At 58.2% G+C, this 18,986-nt stretch carries 18 protein-coding genes, 1 other RNA gene and 1 pseudogene; 5 read left to right on the forward strand and 15 right to left on the reverse strand.

Annotated elements, in window-relative coordinates; translation table 11 throughout:
* Positions 1–49: 49 nt before the first annotated feature.
* Positions 50–412 (reverse strand): DUF6124 family protein, encoded by a 363-nt coding sequence (locus tag AACY18_RS17065; RefSeq protein WP_339434146.1) that lies wholly within the window; start codon positions 410–412, stop codon positions 50–52.
* Positions 413–924: 512 nt separating this feature from the next.
* Positions 925–1,941, reverse strand: a complete 1,017-nt coding sequence (gene gliR / locus AACY18_RS17070; protein ID WP_339465453.1) for an AraC family transcriptional regulator GliR — start codon at positions 1,939–1,941, stop codon at positions 925–927.
* Positions 1,942–2,119: 178 nt separating this feature from the next.
* Between gliR and AACY18_RS17075 the strand changes: the two genes are divergently transcribed.
* Both AACY18_RS17075 and AACY18_RS17080 read left to right on the forward strand, forming a co-directional pair.
* Positions 2,120–2,365, forward strand: coding sequence for a FitA-like ribbon-helix-helix domain-containing protein (locus AACY18_RS17075; RefSeq protein WP_221730516.1), 246 nt, complete (start codon positions 2,120–2,122; stop codon positions 2,363–2,365).
* Positions 2,362–2,781: a type II toxin-antitoxin system VapC family toxin gene (locus tag AACY18_RS17080; protein WP_339465454.1), complete on the forward strand. Its 420-nt coding sequence runs from the start codon at positions 2,362–2,364 to the stop codon at positions 2,779–2,781. The genes AACY18_RS17075 and AACY18_RS17080 overlap by 4 nt, the downstream gene beginning before the upstream one ends.
* 90 nt (positions 2,782–2,871) lie before the next feature.
* On the opposite strand, the gene AACY18_RS17085 is transcribed toward AACY18_RS17080, so the two are convergent.
* Positions 2,872–3,438: a methyl-accepting chemotaxis protein gene (locus tag AACY18_RS17085; RefSeq protein ID WP_445261498.1), complete on the reverse strand. Its 567-nt coding sequence runs from the start codon at positions 3,436–3,438 to the stop codon at positions 2,872–2,874.
* A gap of 575 nt (positions 3,439–4,013) precedes the next feature.
* Here AACY18_RS17085 and AACY18_RS28125 point away from each other — a divergent pair.
* Positions 4,014–4,253 (forward strand): RNA recognition motif domain-containing protein, encoded by a 240-nt coding sequence (locus AACY18_RS28125; RefSeq protein ID WP_445261959.1) that lies wholly within the window; start codon positions 4,014–4,016, stop codon positions 4,251–4,253.
* A 91-nt stretch (positions 4,254–4,344) separates the two neighbouring features.
* Here the strand turns inward: AACY18_RS28125 and AACY18_RS28130 are convergent, their stop codons facing one another.
* Together AACY18_RS28130 and AACY18_RS28135 are read right to left on the reverse strand one after the other, a co-directional pair.
* Positions 4,345–5,208, reverse strand: coding sequence for a methyl-accepting chemotaxis protein (locus AACY18_RS28130; protein ID WP_445261961.1), 864 nt, complete (start codon positions 5,206–5,208; stop codon positions 4,345–4,347).
* A pseudogene (locus AACY18_RS28135) lies at positions 5,203–6,264 on the reverse strand (methyl-accepting chemotaxis protein); the annotation flags it as partial. The pseudogene AACY18_RS28135 and the gene AACY18_RS28130, both read right to left, overlap by 6 nt.
* 253 nt (positions 6,265–6,517) lie before the next feature.
* Here AACY18_RS28135 and AACY18_RS17095 point away from each other — a divergent pair.
* Together AACY18_RS17095 and AACY18_RS17100 are read left to right on the forward strand one after the other, a co-directional pair.
* Positions 6,518–7,189: a histidine phosphatase family protein gene (locus AACY18_RS17095; RefSeq protein ID WP_339434258.1), complete on the forward strand. Its 672-nt coding sequence runs from the start codon at positions 6,518–6,520 to the stop codon at positions 7,187–7,189.
* On the forward strand, positions 7,186–8,004 hold the full coding sequence (locus AACY18_RS17100) for a phosphatase PAP2 family protein (RefSeq protein ID WP_339465457.1): 819 nt from the start codon (positions 7,186–7,188) through the stop codon (positions 8,002–8,004). The genes AACY18_RS17095 and AACY18_RS17100 overlap by 4 nt, the downstream gene beginning before the upstream one ends.
* A gap of 66 nt (positions 8,005–8,070) precedes the next feature.
* Here AACY18_RS17100 and AACY18_RS17105 read toward each other — a convergent pair whose 3' ends face one another.
* The 10 genes from AACY18_RS17105 to AACY18_RS17150 form a co-directional block, all read right to left on the reverse strand.
* Positions 8,071–9,510: an ArnT family glycosyltransferase gene (locus AACY18_RS17105; protein ID WP_339465459.1), complete on the reverse strand. Its 1,440-nt coding sequence runs from the start codon at positions 9,508–9,510 to the stop codon at positions 8,071–8,073.
* A 69-nt stretch (positions 9,511–9,579) separates the two neighbouring features.
* Positions 9,580–10,179, reverse strand: a complete 600-nt coding sequence (gene rimJ / locus AACY18_RS17110) for a ribosomal protein S5-alanine N-acetyltransferase (RefSeq protein ID WP_339465460.1) — start codon at positions 10,177–10,179, stop codon at positions 9,580–9,582.
* Between the two features lie 274 nt (positions 10,180–10,453).
* Positions 10,454–10,825: a DUF6124 family protein gene (locus AACY18_RS17115; protein WP_339465462.1), complete on the reverse strand. Its 372-nt coding sequence runs from the start codon at positions 10,823–10,825 to the stop codon at positions 10,454–10,456.
* A gap of 194 nt (positions 10,826–11,019) precedes the next feature.
* On the reverse strand, positions 11,020–11,946 hold the full coding sequence (locus AACY18_RS17120; protein ID WP_339465463.1) for a hypothetical protein: 927 nt from the start codon (positions 11,944–11,946) through the stop codon (positions 11,020–11,022).
* Between the two features lie 233 nt (positions 11,947–12,179).
* Positions 12,180–12,572: a transfer-messenger RNA gene (ssrA, locus tag AACY18_RS17125) on the reverse strand.
* A 96-nt stretch (positions 12,573–12,668) separates the two neighbouring features.
* Positions 12,669–12,947: a hypothetical protein gene (locus AACY18_RS17130; protein WP_221730590.1), complete on the reverse strand. Its 279-nt coding sequence runs from the start codon at positions 12,945–12,947 to the stop codon at positions 12,669–12,671.
* 211 nt (positions 12,948–13,158) lie between these two features.
* Complete coding sequence (locus AACY18_RS17135; protein ID WP_339465464.1) at positions 13,159–15,969, reverse strand: FAD-binding and (Fe-S)-binding domain-containing protein; 2,811 nt, start codon at positions 15,967–15,969, stop codon at positions 13,159–13,161.
* Complete coding sequence (locus AACY18_RS17140; protein ID WP_339465466.1) at positions 15,966–16,637, reverse strand: LutC/YkgG family protein; 672 nt, start codon at positions 16,635–16,637, stop codon at positions 15,966–15,968. Before AACY18_RS17140 ends, AACY18_RS17135 begins: the two co-directional genes overlap by 4 nt.
* Positions 16,637–18,091, reverse strand: a complete 1,455-nt coding sequence (locus AACY18_RS17145) for a LutB/LldF family L-lactate oxidation iron-sulfur protein (RefSeq protein WP_339465468.1) — start codon at positions 18,089–18,091, stop codon at positions 16,637–16,639. Before AACY18_RS17145 ends, AACY18_RS17140 begins: the two co-directional genes overlap by 1 nt.
* Entirely contained in the window at positions 18,088–18,912 is an 825-nt protein-coding gene (locus tag AACY18_RS17150; protein WP_339465469.1) for a (Fe-S)-binding protein, read from the reverse strand. The genes AACY18_RS17145 and AACY18_RS17150 overlap by 4 nt, the downstream gene beginning before the upstream one ends.
* Between the last annotated feature and the right edge of the window lie 74 nt (positions 18,913–18,986).

An 18,986-nucleotide genomic window follows, 5' to 3' on the forward strand; every position in this document is an offset into this window, starting at 1 on the left:
CAGAAAAGCCCGCAGCCAAACCGTGAGGGTTTGACTGCGGGCTTTTTCGTTACTCAGTCGGCACTAACGTGTCCAACACGCGATTGACGGCCAATTCGGCCAGCATCACCACTTGAGCAATACCTTGCAGTGTCTTGCGGTGCGTGCCTTCAACCAGCGCCACATGGTTGTTGATCATGACCGTGGCCGAACCGAGGGTTTCACTGGCATCGGCCAGCAGGGATTCGGTGTCGGCCTCGGGGTGCGCCATGTACAGCGCGTTGGGTTTGTACGGCGCGGCCATGATTTGGTCGGCGGGTTTGAGGTAATGGTCGAGGGCGCGCTCGGCGGCTTCGTGGAATTTCTTTGAATCGGGCGATTCGTAGGGGGAGACCGTGTCGGTGACCGGCGGGTTGGGCGTTACTTTGAACATTTACCAGATCCTCATTGAGGGCTAACCACCGCTTCTCTACTAAAAGAATAGGAGGCAGCTGTGCGCAGGTTAGTAGACCGGGGATCTGGGAAACCGGCGCGCCCGAAGGCGCCCTGCGCACAGCCACCATAAAGTTCAGGCAAAAGACCTGATCAACTGATGAGCTATACGCCCCAAACACCACGGGCTACTAAACCCGATCACTGGAAATCAGTGACGGACTCAAGTTACCGATGGGCTCCGGGGCGCACAAGCCGGCGGATTCTGGCGCAGGCGTAGGCAGCGGCGCAAGGATTTGTAGGCTGTCGGGCGTAACACCGGATGTCTTTAAACAGGTGCGCTGCGAAGGGTTTATTGCACTACAGAGATCAAGGATTTGCCTGTCGGATTTCGGTGCTGCGACTGACGCCTTCGCGAGCAAGCCCGCTCCCACACTGGATCGTCAGTGGACACAGATTTTGTGTACGGCATAGAGCCCCTGTGGGGGCTTGCTCGCGAAGAGGTCCGCACAGTCAGCCCCGATGCATCTGCCGAAACTCCCCCGGCGGCATCCCCCGTCGACGCTTGAACGTGCGGTGAAACGAACGCGGTTCGGTAAAACCCAAATACTGCGCAATGTCCTGAATCGGCAGGTTGCTGTTGAGCAAGTAATGCTCAGCCAGTTCCTGACGCAGGTCATCGAGAATCTGCTGATACGAGGTGCCGGCCTGTTGCAGTTGACGTTGCAGCGTACGCGCCGACACGGCCAACTGCTCGGCCACTTGCTCCTTGCGCGGCAGACCTTCCTTGAGCAATTGGCGCAGGATGGTTTTCACGCGTAGCGCCAGCGACGCATCCTCCAGCGTCGCCATCAACCCCATCGCATGTTCTTCCAGCGTGCGCAGCAATTGCGCATCGGCCTGGCGCAACGGCAATTGCAGATACGCCAACGGCACGATCAACGCTGAATAAGCCTGATCGAACAAAACCGGGCAACCGAAAAACGCTTCGTACTGCGCCAACGTGGTCTCGGCAGGGCGCGAATGTTCCAGCCGGACAGCGGCGGGCGACATCGGCGTATCAGCAATCCAGCGCGCATAGTGCAGCCACGAACCGAGCACGTTTTCCACCAGATGCCGGCGAATCTGCGGGCGCTGATAGCGGCAAGTCCAGATCAGGTGCACATGGCCGTCCTGCACTTCGGTGCGACTCACACCCATGTCGCCGACCAGTTTCTCGAACGGCATGATGCGGCTCATGGCATCGCCCAGCGTCGCACAGTTCATGGTGATGTAACCCAGCACGCTCCACGAGTTGGGTAGCACGAACGTTGCCGCGTTGAGCCCAAACAACGGATCGCCCGAGTGTTCGCAGAAATAATCGAGCAGTTTTTCATGCGCCTCACCCGGCAGGCGCAGGCTGTTGTCGCTCAACTGCTGCGCCTGCAACCCGGCCGCCGCCAATGCCGGCTCAATGGCCATGCCCAGTCGCTCGGCATGGCGCAGGTATTTGAGCAGGGGCGGAACGGAGGTGAAGCCGAGCGATGGCATGATCAAAGCCTGCATGAGCGAATGAATGCCCTGAAAGGTAGTTTGAAAGCATGGCTGAAGTAAATTGCAGACGTGGAATGCGCTGAGGGTGTAATTGCCACTGGGAAGATTGCCAAATCTCAGCAAGGCGGGATGTGTTAGCCTGCAATCAATGATTTCATTGATTGCAGGAGGCGTCATGGCCAGCATCACAATCCGAAACCTTGATGAGAAGCTCAAGGAGCAGTTGCGCATTACTGCGGCGCATAACGGACATTCCATGGAAGAAGAGGCACGCCTGATTCTGGGCAGAGCCTTGGCGACGGTTGATCGCGCGGGTGGGCTTGGCAGTCGGATTCGCAACAGGTTCAGCGATGTGGGGGCCGTGGAGCTGGATCTACCCGCGCGTTCAGATAAAGCCACCGGCGTGGATTTTTCTGAATGATAGTGCTCGATACCAACGTGCTTTCAGAGTTTATGCGCCTCGAGCCTGCAACCCGGGTGCTTGCCTGGGTGGATGCGCAGCCGGCGATGGATCTGGCAATCAGCGCTGTCACCGTGGCCGAAATACTTCACGGCATCGCGCGCTTGCCCTCTGGCAAGCGCAAACAAAAACTTGAGGCGCATGCCATGGCCATGTTCGAAGAGGACTTTGCCGGGCGCATTTTGCCGTTCGATGCTCATGCCGCCATTGAGTGCGCAACATTGGTTGCTGATTGCGAAGCAAAGGGCCGCGCGGTGTCGATGGCTGACGCGCAAATAGCCGCGATCTGCCGCGCACATGGCGCATCGATTGCCACTCGTAACGTGAAGGATTTTGAGTCAAGTGGTGTTGAAATCATTGATCCGTGGGTGAGCTGACGGCTTCTGTTGCTGTTCGATAGCGCCTACAAAAAAGCCCGCTATCACACCCAATGGGTGGGGTAGCGGGCTTCTTCGTCAGTTGGTCAATCAGACGCGGAAGTGGCTGACCATCTGCTGCAACTGACCACCCAAGCGCGCCAGTTCAACGCTGGAGGCGGCGGTCTCATCACTCGCCGCTGCGGTCTGTTCGGACACGTCGCGCACGTTGATGATGCTGCGGCTGATCTCTTCGGCCACGGCGCTTTGCTGTTCGGCAGCAGCAGCGATCTGCTGGTTCATCGACTGGATGTTCGACACCGTGCGGGTGATGTTTTCCAGGGACGAGCCGGCCTTGCGGGTCAGGGCAACACTGCTGTCGGTCAGCGCGCGGCTGTTGTTCATTACGGTGGACACTTGCTGTGTGCCGTTCTGCAGGCCGGCGACCAGGCCTTCGATTTCTTCGGTGGATTTCTGTGTGCGCTGAGCCAAACCACGGACTTCGTCGGCCACCACGGCAAAACCGCGACCGGCTTCACCGGCGCGTGCCGCTTCGATGGCAGCGTTGAGCGCCAGCAGGTTGGTCTGTTCGGCAACGGCTTTGATCACGTCCATGACGCTGCCGATCTTGTCGCTTTCCTGTTGCAGCACGCTCATGGCCTCGGTGGAGCGCGCCACTTCGCTGGTCAACCGCTCGATCTGCGCGATGGCTTCGTTTACGACTTTGTTTTTAGAACTTGTTGTCAATGAAAAGAAATGAGCTTGACGTGTAAAGGATAGGATTAAGATGTCGGTCTGATGGTTGGAAAGTTCATGTATAGACGAGATGCAGAAACCAGTGGGTGTTAGTTGATGCTGAATCGATAGTTTTGTGTTTCATAAAGCGGTACTTCACTTGTGAGTAACAGTCTGGATAATAATATAACTAGCTTGTTCGTTCCGTTATCGGCTTGCCATGATCAGCTAAAAAACGCGGGGGAACTTCAAAGACATGTGAAACTTGTTGATGAACTCTGCGCATATGCAGACCGCGAGGACCATACGGCGGCACTTCTTGCACAGGTGACGTAGCGGATCTATGAATACGAGACTGAAGCTGTTTTATTCGTGCTAATCCTCATACCACTCCAGCATAACGGTTAGATTGAATTCGTCTAAAAACCTGGTATTTCTTACAGGTGTAAAAATTTTTCGGGATTGTTATGTTCGGCGTGCGAGTGGAACTAACATATGCAAGCCAAGAGGTGCGAACCATGAGTGTGAAAATTTTTATAGGTGGCCTTTCGTTTAATACTACGGACGATTCGCTGAGAAGCGTATTCATTAATTATGGCGTGGTTGAAGACGCGATTATAATTAGGGACAGAGAAACAGGGCGGTCTCGTGGGTTTGGTTTTGTGACTTTTTTAGACGACGTCTCTGCCCAAAGTGCTATTGATGATCTAGATGGAGGAGACTTCGAAGGTCGTAACATAAAAGTCAGTCGCGCGTAGGTACGGACATAAAAACGAAGCACTAGATGTTCTGAACTACAAAGCCTTTGTTGCCAAAGGCTTTGTTGTAGATGGTATTCAGGTGATGAAATCAGACGCGGAAGTGGCTGACCATCTGCTGCAACTGACCACCCAACCGCGCCAGTTCAACGCTGGAGGCGGCGGTCTCATCACTCGCCGCTGCGGTCTGTTCGGACACGTCGCGCACGTTGATGATGCTGCGGCTGATCTCTTCGGCCACGGCGCTTTGCTGTTCGGCAGCGGCGGCGATCTGCTGGTTCATCGACTGGATGTTCGACACCGTGCGGGTGATGTTTTCCAGGGACGAGCCGGCCTTGCGGGTCAGGGCAACACTGCTGTCGGTCAGCGCGCGGCTGTTGTTCATTACGGTGGACACTTGCTGTGTGCCGTTCTGCAGGCCGGCGACCAGGCCTTCGATTTCTTCGGTGGATTTCTGTGTGCGCTGAGCCAAACCACGGACTTCGTCGGCCACCACGGCAAAACCGCGACCGGCTTCACCGGCGCGTGCCGCTTCGATGGCAGCGTTGAGCGCCAGCAGGTTGGTCTGTTCGGCCACGGCTTTGATCACGTCCATGACGCTGCCGATCTTGTCGCTTTCCTGTTGCAGCACGCTCATGGCCTCGGTGGAGCGCGCCACTTCGCTGGCCAGACGCTCGATCTGGGCGATGGCTTCATTCACAACCTTGTCGCCTTCACGGGCTTCGCCGTCAGCAACGGCGGCCGCTTGTGAGGCTTCTTCGGCATTGCGCGCGACTTCCTGCACGGTAGCGGTCATCTCGTGCATGGCAGTGGCGACCTGATCGGTCTCCACTTTCTGGCTGTTGACACCGGCGCTGGTCTGTTCGGTCACGGCCGACAGTTCTTCGGCGGCGCTGGCGATCTGGGTGACGCCGTCACGGATGCCGCTGATCAGGTCGCGCAAGGTCACGCCCATGCGGGCGATGCCTTGTTGCAGTACACCGAGTTCGTCGCGGCGGGTGACGACCACGTTTTGCGACAGGTCGCCGCTGGCGATGCGCTCGACCACGGCAAGGGTGTCTTGCAGCGGGCGGGTGATCTGACGGGTGATGATCACGGCGGCAATGATGCCCACCAGCAGAGCCAGCAGGGTGCTGATCAGTTGCAGGGTGCGGGCCTGGGCGCTTTCGGCGTCGCGGCGATCAAGCTGGATCTGATACAACTGCTCGCTCAGGTTCACGATAGTGCTGCCCTGATCGGTCATTTCCTTGCGTGCCTGCACGGCTTCGCTGTTGGCGGACTTGTAGGCCATCAGCGCGCTGCGATAGTTGATCAGCGCCGTTTCCAGCTGACGCAAGGCATCTTGCTGGGTATCGCCGAAATGCACATTCAGTGGCTTGAGGCTGGCGATGGCCGCGTCGAGTTGGCCGATGGCTTTCTGCTCGGTTTCGGCATTGGTGGTGGCGGTGTAGCCGCGCACTTCGTAGCGCGCGAGGATGAACGCTTCCTTGGCGCCAGTGATGGCCTGGAACTGGTCGAAACGCTGTTCGCTCATCGCCATCTGGTGGACGCGGGTGCTGATCGCTTCAATCAGGCTGTAAGCGGTCTGGGCGTTAGCGCCCATGGTCTCGCGCGCGGTGTTACCGGTGCGGTAGGCGTTGCGCATTTTGTTGAGCGACGTCTGGTACTCGGCGATGGTCGCGGCCTGCTCCTTGAGCAGTTTGACGTTTTCCGGGCTTTTGAAGCTGCTGATCAGTTGTTGCTGTTGTGCGGCGAAACCGTCGAGGGTGGTCTGCACATTCTGCGCGGCAGTCTCGTCGCCGTTGGTCAGCATGTATTGCAGGCGCACCACGCGCAGTTTGGTCAGGCCGGCGTTGAGCTGGGTGATGTCGCTCATCCAGTTACTGCGGTCAATCAGGCTGCCCAGGCTGGTCCAGCCGGTCAGGGCCAGTACGCAGGTCAGTGCCAGGACAAGGCCGAAGCCCAATCCCAATTTCAGGTTCACGCTGATGTTACCGAACCAGCTATTCATCACAATTCCTCCAGAAACGTAGGGTTTCTTGATCGTCGGTTAGGCTGGAAGATTGTTGTTTTTTTGAGCCAGCAAGGGTGTAGCAGGTGTGTATCGGCCGTAAATCCGAGAGCTGAAAGGATTTTGTCCGACAGAATTTGTAACAAGCCGATCCCAAGACTTTTTTCACATGGGTTTCACTGGCTGCCCACACGGGCGTCTGTAGCTTCGCCGCATCGAATGACAAGTGATGCTGGCTGGCGAGGCGGTTTTTGTGGAACTGAGACTGAGTCTGTTCGGCGCCAAGCGCTCGATTGATCTGAGCGGTTTGGCGCGTTTTCGAAACACTTGGGTCGTATTGGCGGCCTCGGTGTTGGTGATTCCACTGACCCTTTGGTTGCTGGCACCGGCGTCGGTGCCGGATCTGGCCCACGGCAACGTGGCCGGTGCGAAGGCGTTGGCGGCGGGGTGGGCCAAGGGCGACATGATCGTGCTGGTGCGCCACGTCGAGCGCTGCGATCACTCCAGTGCGCCGTGCCTGATCGGCCATGACGGCATCACCGACCGTTCGCGCAGTGCCGCCGTCAGTGTCGGTGCACAGTTCGAACAACTGGGCCTGAACAATGCCGACATCTACAACAGCCCGTCGCTGCGCACCGTGCAGACGGCCGGTTACATGTTCAATCGGGCCGCCAGTGGCGAAGACTGGTTGATGAACTGCAAGGGGCACATGTTGCAGGACGCGCTTTCCCACAAGATCCCCGGTCGTAACCTGATTCTGGTGACCCACAGCGAGTGCATGGGGCAATTGGAAAAAGATCTGAAAGTGCCGACATCCAACCTGGGTTACGGCGCTTCACTGTTTGTTTCCGCTGCCAGCCCGGCGGCTCCGAAAATGCTCGGCTTTATTGAGGCTTCCGACTGGCGCACGGTGAATACCCGATGAAATCCCGCTTCTACGTTTATAACTTCGGCATTCCGCTTGCCTGCGCGGCGCTGGTGTTCCTGATGTTCGACATGACCAAAATCGACATCGCCTTCAGCAATCTGTTGTTTGATCCACTGACTCAGAGCTTCCCGCTCGACAAGATTCACTTCTTCGAAAAACTGACGCACAAATGGGCGCGGATCATTCCCAACTGGACGGCGGAAATCGCCCTGATCGGCGCGCTGCTGTCGGTGGTCTGGCCGTTGGTCAATGCACAGAAGCGTCCTCGACTTGGCGCGTTTCTGGAGCGCAGCAAAGTCGCTCCCGTGCTGCGATTCACCGCTGATCACCGTCGGGACTTTCTGTTTGTGGTGGTGGCGTTCGCGGTGTGTACGGGCGTGATCCATTTCCTCAAGTCGCACACCAGTGTTTACTGCCCGATCGAGACGACGTTGTATGGCGGAAAAATGGCCCATATCGAGTGGTACAGCAATTTCCAGCTGTTCCATGAAGCGGGTAGTGGGCGTTGCTGGCCGGGCGGCCATGCGTCCGGTGGTTTCACCATGCTGGCGTTGTATTTCGTAGCGCGTCGCTATCAGTGGCGTTTTTCCAGTGCCTTGCTGTGGGGTTCATTGTTGCTCGGTTTCGTCTACGGCACGACGCGGGTTCTGCAGGGCTGGCACTACATGTCCCACACGTTCTGGGCTGGAATCTTCGTGTGGTTGGCGTGTTTGCTGACGGCGCTGGCGTTTTATGGGTGGGCACGGCTGGCGTTGCCGGTGCTGGACAAGCAGTCTCAGGCCTTCAGCACGCAGCCAGAAGCGTCTGTCTGAGTCTTTGCGATCGCTACAGAAAACCCGCCTTTTACTGGCGGGTTTCTTGTTTGTACTCCCGCGGCTTCAATACCCGACGAAGTAGTACGCCTGCTTTGCGACCATCAACGTCTTGATCACTTTCAACGGCGCAGCGGGTTCGCGGTCTGCCGCCATTATGGCGACGTGGGAGGAAGAGGCGGCGAGGAAGTCTCTCAACTGTGCATCGGTATCCAACCCCTTGAGCACGCGTTGGGTGTAGAACACGGTAGCGCCACCCAGACGTTCATTGGCCTGAAACAGGGCGATCTGATGCCCTTCGGCCTGCAGCGTCTGAATGTGTGCGGTCAGCGGCAGGAAAGAGAGTTTTTTATCCGCGTGGGGGAGTGCCCATTGCGCTGCGCCCAGGTAACTGACGATCACCAGCGTGAGGATGCTCATTGTCAGTGTCTGACGATGACGGGCGATTTTTCCGACGAACCCGGTGGCAGTTTCGTGCCGTTTCAATCGCTCAAACAGCACGCCTGCGTATTCCGCAGCAATCACCGCAGCAGCCGGTGTCATCGACATCAGGTACACCGTGCGCTTGCTCGATGCCAGGCTCAGCATGATGAATTGCACGATGATCCAAAGGCTGAAAAACAGCAGGTAACGATTGGCCTTCAGCTCTTTACGCACATGCCACAGCCCCAGGTACACCAGAATGTTCCACGGCAGGAAGGCTTCGGGCAGTTTGGCCAGGTAGTAATAGAACGGTTCGTAGTGCCCGGCCTCGACGAACGATCCGCTGAAGCGTCCGACACTGTTGGTCAGCAGCACTTCCTTGAGCGCTTGCACGCCGCTATGCTGATAGAGTACGGCCAGCCAGATCAGCAGCGGAATCAGCCCGATTACCGTGAGCAACCCGGGCCTTAGCCAGTCGCCGACCTTCAAGCGCTTGTCCATCAGGTTGTCGGCCAGCAGAAAAGCGAAAATCACTACCCCCGGCATCGCCAGCCCGAGCACGCCTTTACTCAATGTGGCGATGGCAATCCCGACGATAAACAGCAACGCATTGCCTACGCTCGATGCGCGTTGCCCCTGGAAAAACGCCAGCAACGCCGTGGTCACGCCGAGCGCGAGCAGGGCATCTTCGCCAACGCCGCGCACGTTGCTCCAGTAACTGGCCATGGTTGCCAGGAGAATTCCTGCCGTCCAGGCGACCATTTTTGGCCGTTCGAAGCGACGCAACATGCCGTACAGCAACATCACGCTGAGCAACCCGGCAACCGCTGACGCCAATCGCACCGCCCACGGCGAAACACCGAACACGCGCATGGCGCCAGCGTCCAGCCACAAACTCAGGGGCGGTTTTTCCAGAAACGGTTCGCCGAACAGACGTGGGGTTACCCAGTCATTGTCCAGGTGCATCTCCATGGCGATCCCCGCGACGCGAGCCTCGGTGGAGCCTTGCAATTGATGGTTACCCAGCGCGAAGAAAAACAGCAGGGCGGCAAGCAGAAACAGCGAAGTGGCGGCACGCGACATGGGTTTCAGGCAACCGGAAGGGGCGGGAAACCTGAGCATACGTCGCCAATGCTTAACAAATTGTGAACGTCAGCGTTTATTTCTCGCCAGGCGTCGTGACCAGCGCTGATCCGGCGCTTCGAACGCCGGATTGACCAACGCCGTCAGCACATGATCCTGCCAGCGTCCGGCTATGTTCAGGTACGCCTTGGCGTAGCCTTCACGCTCAAACCCCAGCCGTTCCAGCAAGCGTGCACTGCGATCGTTGCCAGGAATGTAGTTGGCCATGATTCGGTGCAGGTTCTGCGTCTCGAACATGTAAGCGATGGCCGCCTCCAGCGCTTCCTGCATCAAGCCCTGGCCCTGATGCGCTTCGTCGATGTGATAACCCAGATAACACGCCTGAAACGCACCGCGAATAATCCCGCTGAAATTGCAGGCACCGATCATCTGCTGGTCGTCGGGTGTCAGCAGGGCGAAATGCATCGCCAGTCCCGCTTCAAACGCGCTGGCCTGAATGTCGAGGCGGCGGCGAATCTGTTCGGTGGAAAAGTAATCGGTGGTCCGGATCGGCGACCACGCCGCGAGATGGCGTTGATTGCGCTGGTAGAAATCACTTTCCAATGCCGCCTGATCCGGGGCAAGGATGGCCAGCGTCAGGCGTTGGCAGGGCAAGGTCAGCAGCGACATCGGGAGCTCCGGTTGGCGAGAAGTCTGCTGGCAGGTTCGCGCAATAACCTGGAGTACGGCAAGCGATGGTGGCAAAGGGAGCGTAAACGCCAGGCAAAAAAAAGCCCGCGGGAGAGTGCGGGCGAACCGTAGTTTCTTGAATGAGCGAGTGGACTGTACCGGTTTGGCGCAGCGGCAGCAGTGAAGAAAAATTCATCTCGAGGCGCTGTCTCGATGTCGTTCCACCGGTCAATAAAACACAGGTCGACAACGAGGCCGGTGCAGGTTTTGCCCGTCAGTGGCGAACTTCAGGGTCGGGGGTGGCGCACGATCGATGGGGATCAAGATTGTCCCGCACCCGACAGATCACGATTTCGGCCAATGCACTCAGTTGCTTTATAGCCACCGCAACATGGCGCTGGGAACCGTCGAACTCATCAGCAAAGTTGGCGCTGATGACCGCAAGGGACTCAAGGAGGTCACTGGCATGCGCCAGCAGGGTTGTCGTGTCGACGTCGTCACGTACGCTGAGCATCTGCTTGAGGGGGATGGTGCGGCGGGGATTGCATCGGTTCGAGCTGGTGGCGTTGGGTTGCGGTTTCAGGCCGGCTGTTTGCGCCTCGGCAGATACCGGTCCAACAAGCGTAAGTCGGGTGATTTTTTTCATGACGTAGCTCCGTGGAATGAACAATCTCTGCGGTTGCGGCTGTCAAACCGTCCGCTGGATGGCAGCAATCGTGGAGGGTAATCCCCTGAAAACCTGTTCACCAGTTCATGAAAGTCGACGCGTATTGAGGGAAATTTCCTAGGATGCGAAATGTAGGAAGCGAGGTTGCGTGTAAGAACCTTCCCGTATGCCTGTCAGCGCTCGGTAACTTTATCTTCCCGTAAAATCCAGCCCGCCTCGCCAGCGTCCAACGTGTACTGAACCTGGCGCATTTTTCCTGTCCGCCCCGCGTTGGCGTCGGCGCTGTCGTAGAGCGGAAACCGCCGTACCAGCCAGTTCTCCACCACAGAAAATGAATCCTCTCCCTGATACCCCTCGGCGGTATTCGGATTGTCGCTGACTGGCGGCAGGTAAATATCGCTCAGGGATTTTTTATTGTTGGCCGAGTAGGCAATCAATTCTCCCGGCATGCCACGACCGGAGGCGCGCGTAAAAACGTAGATCTCAGGTGAGCCGTCGTTATTGAGGTCGGCGACTTCGGCACGGACGATCTCGCCGTTAAGCGGTCGGGTCATCGCCGAGTTGTCGATTTCCAGCCCCTTGGGTTCGATGCGCAACGTGGGTTTGCCGTCGACAGTAGTCGCCTGCACATGAAAGTGGATGCCCAGCAACGCCAGGTTCTGGTCAAAGGGCGCGTGGTTATCCACAGCGTCGCCGTTGGCGAGAATCAGCGAGAGGTTGTAGTCGGCCACTTCATTGCGCCGAGCGGCATTGCGCATGAGATAGACCTGCACCGTGTATTCGCCATCGGCGGGTAACGAGCCGAGAAAGTGATTGCCCATCATCGAACCGTTGAACAGCGCGTAATCAGAGCCTTTGGCAGTGATGTTGAAGTAGGCGGAGGTGTTGGAGGGCTTGAAGTCCACCGTCAGGAGCTGCCCGGCCTTGGCATTGAGCCTGTACTGCGCCGTCTTGTAGCTTTTGATCGATTGTTTGAACTGCACGCTGCCATGGCCGCTTTTGTAGACGACCTGCTGGATCCTAGGCGCGCTGTCGGTGGTGGCAGCGTGGGCAGTCAGTGAAACGAGGGCCGCCAGTACGGCGCCGAGCCAGATATTCATGAGCGTCCTTCGGGTAATTGCCTCTGTGCCCCGAAGCATAGATCCGGCGCCGCACCCCCGTCCAACCTTGCACCTAAGCTGCACTAGTGAGTCGGTGATGAGCTATTGAAACTGTGCTGAGGTGTGATCGACAGAACACCGCGCAAGCGTTGCTGGGAAACCGTAAAAACTGGCTTGAATCAGATGCCCAGATACGACAAAGCCCGCACGGGGCGGGCTTTGTCGTTGAGAGTTGGTGGAGCCGGGGGGATTTGAACCCCCGTCCGCCAGTACTCCGCTGTCGGTACTACATGCGTAGCCGTGTCTATTAAGTTAACCCTCAGCGACCCGACGGGCAGGGTGCTTTGGGCGAGTTGTGTAAGTTTTAGCCGCTTCGTCCACAACGTACTGCACGGCGATTCTGTTCTATATGACAATCATTTTGGGTTTACAGACATCCCCTGATGATTGCTGGACCCGAAGGTACCAGAAGGGAAGGCTAAGGCTGCTTACGCAGCGAGAGCGTATTCCCCGTAGGTTTCGTCATTGGCAACTATAAGAAGTTGCAACAGTGGATTTACGAGTTCTGTTACCAACTCGGCATGCACCTAAAGTTTCGCAACCGGCGTCGAATCCTAAACGGCCCCGAACTCATTGCTCTGTACATCTTGATGAGCAACAAGCCTGCGCAGTGTACGCCAAACGACAGGGGAAGGCCAACCCGAAGGTTGGCCACGCTGTCATTAGTTGGCGGGTTCGTTGGCCAGATTGTCTACGCGTTGCAGCGCTTGCGTGGCCGAGGCGATGCATTTCTTGTCATCACCCGCTTTTTGCGCCATCTCCGCGTCGCCCTGCATGCGCTTGATGTCCATGGTGGTGTTTTCCGACGTGGCCGGGAGGGACGTGACCTTGTCTTTGAGTTCTTGCAGTTTTGAGGTGCACAGATCGTTGTCCGCAGCAAACACGGGGGAGGCCAGCAGTGCGGCGGAAATAAACAAACCAGCAAAAGCAGTGCGTTTCATGGGTATCTCCTTGAACAGTTGGTCTCGGTGCTGCCGGACGATCTGGCGGCTCTGCCGAGGTCGGAACAAGCCACGTTCGTTTAGGGCTTGATTAATCGACTGCGGCTGCGCAGAGGAATTCGTTTTTTTTTACGTTCGGTATGAAAAAGCCGAGACACCTCTCTGCTCGCCTTGAAAAGGGGCGAAATAGCCCCTTTTCCATACAAATGGATCAGGCAGATTTGGCTCGTGTGACTCGATCGACCAGATAAACCAAGCCGTGATAGTCGATCCCGCCATGCTGCGTCAGGCCGATTTCGCACGTGCGGCTGGTGGAAATCCCTTCACTGCAATGCTGCACTGCGTCCTTGAGTGTGCGCAGCGAGTGGCTGTTCAGTTCCGGTGTGGTGAAGCCCTTGTCGCCGGCAAAGCCACAGCAATGAATACCCTCCGGAATCACCACGGTTTTGCTGCACTTGCGCGCCAGATCGATCAGCGCCTGGCTTTCGCCCAGGTGCTGAGTGCTGCACGTCACATGCACTGCAATCGGTGCGTCCTGAGGCGTGAAGTCCAGCCGATCAAGCAGGTGCGTACGGATGAAACGCACCGGGTCGTACAGATCCAGACGCACATCGGCGACGTCCTGCACCAGTCGCAACGTACACGGACTGGTATCGCAATAGATCGGATCAAGCCCGCCGCGACTGGCGTGGAGCAAGGCGCTGATGAGTTCTTGCCGCTTGTGTTCGGCCTGCTCCGCATAGCCCTTTGAAGCGAAGGGCTGACCGCAGCAGAGGTTGTCCTGATTGTCCGGGAAGACGACCTGGTAACCGGCCTTTTCCAGCAAGCCACGGGTTTTGTCGTACAGCGACATCTGCTCTTTATCGCCCGCCGCCGGGCCCATGACCCTCGACACACACGCCGCCAGATACACCACGCGTGGGCGTTCGTCCGACACGCTCGGGCTGAAGCGAATGGCTTTCTCCGGTTGCGGCATCGCGCTCGTCCACAGAGGCACTTGGCCCTTGGACAGGCGCGTCAGGGTTGCCGAAAGCTTGGTCAGACGCGGCGCACCGAGCAGCATTCGCGCGCCGTTGGCTACGTGCAGGGTGAAGCGTGCCCCTTGCAGGGTCTTAGCGAAATTTCCTTCGATCCAGTCGGCAGTTTTCTGATGCGTTGCGTGTCGACCGCGAAGCTTTTTCACCAGTTCGCCGGTGTTGATGCCTACAGGGCATCGTTGCGCACACAAACCCGTCGCGGCGCAGGTCTCGATGCCTTGGTATTCGTAGGCTTCTTCCAGTTCGGTGGTGTCGATGCCGGCACGTTTTTTCGCCTGAATGTCGCGCCAGATCACGATGCGCTGGCGCGGGCTGAGGGTCAGGCCTTTCGACGGGCAGACCGGTTCGCAGAAGCCGCACTCAATGCACTTGTCCACAATCTCGTCGGCCGCCGGCAGCGGTTTCAGGTGTTTGAGGTGGATCTGCGGGTCTTCGCTGAGCACCACATCAGGGTTGAGGATGCCGTTGGGGTCGAGCAGGCGTTTGAGCTGCCACATCAGTTGATACGCGTCGCTGCCCCATTCCAGCTCAACGAACGGCGCCATGTTGCGCCCGGTGCCGTGTTCGGCCTTGAGCGAGCCGCCGAACTCCACGGCCACCAATTGCGCGACGTCGTCCATGAACGCTTGGTAGCGTGCGACTTCTTCCGCGCTGTTGAAGCCTTGGGTGAAAACGAAGTGCAGATTGCCTTCCAGTGCGTGTCCGAAAAGGATCGCTTCGTCGTAGGCATGTTTGTCGAACAGTTCGATCAAGCGGTTCACACCGATTGCCAGTTGCTCGACCGGGAAGGTCACGTCTTCGATGATCACCGTGGTACCGGTTTTGCGCACGGCGCCGACGGCGGGGAAGGTGTCTTTGCGGATTGCCCAGAGGCGGGCGTTCTCGACCGGGTCTTCAGTGAAGTCGACCTGTTTCTCCACCGGGAAACCACTGAGTGACGCCATGATCTGCGCCAGTTGTTCCTGCAGTAATGACGAAGAAGCCGCGCGGGATTCGATCAATAACGCACAGGCATTGTTCGACAGTTGCTGTACGAAAGCAGGCATGCCCGGTTTGCTCTGCACCGAACGCAGGCTGCGCCGATCCAGCAGTTCCACCGCCGACACCGGTTGGCTTTTCAGTACGGTGACCGCGTTGCAGCAGGTTTCCACATCCGGGAACACGATCAGCGCCGAGGCCTTGTTCGGATGATCGATAACGGTGTCGTAAGTCACCGCGCTGATAAAGCCGAGAGTGCCTTCGGAACCGACCAGCAAGTGGCTCAGGATATCCACAGGCTCATCGAAGTCCACCAAGGCGTTGAGCGACAGGCCAGTGGTATTTTTCAGACGATATTTATGGCGGATTCTCTCGGCCAGTTCGGCATTGGCGCGAGTCTCGCGACCGAGCGTCGCCAAACGTTCGAGCAGATCGCCGTGGCTCGCGCGAAACGCCGCCACACTGTGGGCATCTTCAGTATCAAGGCGCGTGCCGTCGGCCAGAACCAGGCGCAGGCCGGCCAGGGTGTGATAGGTGTTTTGCGCGGTGCCGCAGCACATGCCGCTGGCATTGTTGGCCACGATACCGCCAATTTTGCAGGCATTGATCGAGGCGGGATCGGGGCCGATCTTGCGTCCGAATGGCGCCAGCCAGGCGTTGGCCTGGGCACCGATCACGCCCGGTTGCAGACGGATTTGCGTGCCCTGGCCACGAATTTCGCGAGCGTTCCAGTTATCCCCAAGCACGATCAAAACCGAATCGCTGATCGCCTGCCCCGACAGGCTGGTGCCGGCGGCGCGGAACGTGACCGGTACACGGTCGCGTTGAGCCAGTTTCAGCAGGGTCACCACTTCGTCTTCGGACTCGACGCGGATCACCAGTTTGGGGATCAGCCGATAGAAACTCGCGTCGGTGCCAAAAGCCAGGGTTGATAGCGGATCGTCAAAGCGTCGATCAGCCGGAATCAGTTGCTGCGCATCGCGCAGGAAAGCCGCCGGTAGACTCATCGGTCCTCCAGAATCAATACCACCAGGTCTTTCGGGCCGTGGGCGCCATAGGCCAGCACTTGTTCGATGTCAGCGGTTTTCGATGGGCCGGACACCAGCAGCGCGTTGGTCGGCATGCCCTGAGCCCATTCAAATTCTTGCTGCACCTGATAGAAGTTGTCGCGGATTTCGCTGGCCTTGAGCAGAGCGAAATGCACCGGCGGCACCAGGCTCATCAGGCGCGGTTCTTCGCGGGTCGGCCAGAGAATCAGGCTACCTGTTGCCGCTATGGCGCCGAGGGTGCCGGTGAGGCTGGCCGGGGTGTCGTTGAACAACTCGGCTTTCCATTCTTCCATCGGCCGGTTGTAGGATTTCAGCGTTGGCAGGTCAGGATTGTTCGCCCAGTGCTGCGTGACTCGTTGCCCGTGCGCTGTCGTCGGTGCGATCAACAGGCTGGGCAATTGACGGTCGCGCAGCAATTGCTGGAGCTGTGCCGGCCACTCTGCGTCTGAGGTCAGATGGATTTCGGTGTGCACCGCTTCCATCAGCTTGCGCAGTTGCGGGATGCGTTGTTCGGCGCTGTAGGTGTAAGGCTGAGTCACCAGATCGACGTCGAAGTCGTCAGCAATCGGCGTGGTGCCGGTCAGACTTTTGCGCAGTTTGCCGAGGATATTTTGCTTGGCACTCATCAGCGATCTCCCTGTTTGGCCAGATGCTCGCGGGCCATGTCATGCAATGAGCGGGCGGCGGGTTTCGGTGCACTGTGGTTCTGCGTCCATGGGCCGACATTGCTCGGCGCCAGGGCGCGCAGGCGCGTGGCGAAGAAACCGAATAACCGATACAGGGTCGGCGAGCTGTTGAGTTTCGCCCAGGCGTTCCAGATGAAACGTTCCTTGCGCGAGTACTTGCTGCCCTGACCGCGCATCACTTGATGAGGGCTGTCGGGGGCTTTGACGTTCTCTTCGCGTAGGCGACGCAGCAATGCCGGGATAGGAATTTTTACCGGGCACACTTCGCCGCACGCGCCGCACAACGACGAGGCGCTCGGGTGGTCTGGAACCTTCGCCAGACCGACCATGTGCGGGGTGATGATTTTGCCGATTGGCCCCGGATACACCTCACCATAGGTGTGACCGCCGACCCGGGTGTAGACCGGGCAATGGTTCATGCAGGCGCCGCAGCGGATGCAGTTCAAGGTCTGGCGCAGTTCACTGTCGGCGAAGGCTTGGCTGCGACCGTTGTCGAGCAACACCAGATGCACGTCCTGCGGGCCGTCGAGTTCATGTTCCTTGCGTGGACCGGAGATCATGTTGACGTAAGTGGTGATTGGAATGCCCAGCGCCGAGCGGGTCAGCAGCGATAGCAGCGGGACCACGTCGCGCAGGTTTTCCACGACTTTTTCGATACCGGTGACGGCGATGTGGACGGGGGGCACGGTGGTGGTCATGCGCCCGTTGCCTTCGTTTTCCACCAGCAGCAAGGTGCCGGTTTCGGCCACGGCGAAGTTGACGCCGGAGACGCCGATGTCCGCTTCGAAGAATTTCTGCCGCAGGACTCTGCGACCGATCTGAATGAGTTGGTCAACGTCCTTGGTGTATTCCACGCCAAGTTTGTCGTGGAACAAGGACGCGACCTGACCGGCATTCTTGTGGATCGCCGGCATAATGATGTGTGAAGGCTTCTCGTGGTCGAGCTGGACGATGTATTCCCCCATGTCGGACTCCAGACATTCAATGTCTTGAGCCTCGAGGAAATGGTTCATCTCCATCTCTTCGCTGACCATCGATTTGCCCTTGATCACTTGCCGCGCCTCGTGAGCGCGGATGATCGACAAGACGATGCCATTGGCTTCGTCCACCGTTTCCGCCCAGTGCACTGTCACACCGTTGCGGGTCAGGTTTTGTTCCAGTTGCTCGAGCAGGTCGGGCAACTTGGAGAGCGCGCGGGCTCTGATCGAGTTGCCCAGAGCACGCAAGTGTTCTCTTTCGTGGGCATCGCTGAAAGCCGCTGCCCGTTTGGTCATCAGTGAATCCATCGCCGTACGGAAGTTGTTCCGTAGCTGCGGATCACCCAAGGCGTTGTGCGCCCGGGTGCGGAAATCTTCTTCTACGGTGATCGTAGGAATAATCGCCGAGGTACTCATTGCGCACCCCCGGTTCGTTGCCAGAGGAAACTCGCCAGGTGTTGGCCGCGCAGCGCTTCTTTCTGTTTTTCCAGCGAACCGTTGATGTTCATCAAACAGCCGCAGTCCGCACTCAACACCTTGTGTGCACCGGATTCCTTCAGCGCTCGGGTCTTGTCAGCCACCATCGCGCCGGAAATGTCTGGCATACGGACGCTGAATGTCCCACCGAAGCCACAGCATTCGCTTTCGTGGTCGTGATTGACCCGTTCCACGTTGCTCAACTGCGCCAACAACTCTCGGCCATGCAGGTGAGTGTTCATCTCGCGGCGCGCTGAGCACGAGGTGTGCAGCGCGACTTTCACCGGTGCGCCGCTGTCCTTGAGCTGCACCTTGCAGACGAACAGCAGAAACTCCGCTAACTCATAGGTACGGGCCGCGAGGGCCTGAACCTGTTTGAGTGTGTCCGGCTCGTCCTTGAACAAGTCGGCGTAATGTTCTCGCAGCATGCCGGCACAGGAGCCCGACGGCACGACCACCGGATAATCCCCGGCAAACAGCGCCAGTTGTGAGCGCGCCACCGTCCGTGCCTGCTCGGTGTAACCCGAGGTGTAGGCCGGTTGTCCGCAGCAGCTCTGCCCTTGCGGGTACTCGACCCGGATCCCTTCGCGCTCCAGCAAATGGATCGCGTCCATCCCAGCTTCCGGGTAGAAGAGGTCGACTACACACGTCCCGAACAGGTAGACCTGCGAGGGTTTCTCGCTGGGGTATTGCCGAGGTTCGGGCAGTGGCGGTGCAACGCGGGTTGCGTTCGGCACCGCGTTGTAAAAAAGCTCGCTCATCAGGCGTGTCTCCGGGTGATCCCGGTTATCCGTCCGCTGAGGCTGCTGAATATAGAGCGCGTTGCTTTCAGCAG

The sequence above is a fragment of the Pseudomonas sp. EA_65y_Pfl2_P74 genome (assembly GCF_963970575.1).
Classification (GTDB): Bacteria; Pseudomonadota; Gammaproteobacteria; order Pseudomonadales; family Pseudomonadaceae; genus Aquipseudomonas; species Aquipseudomonas baetica_A.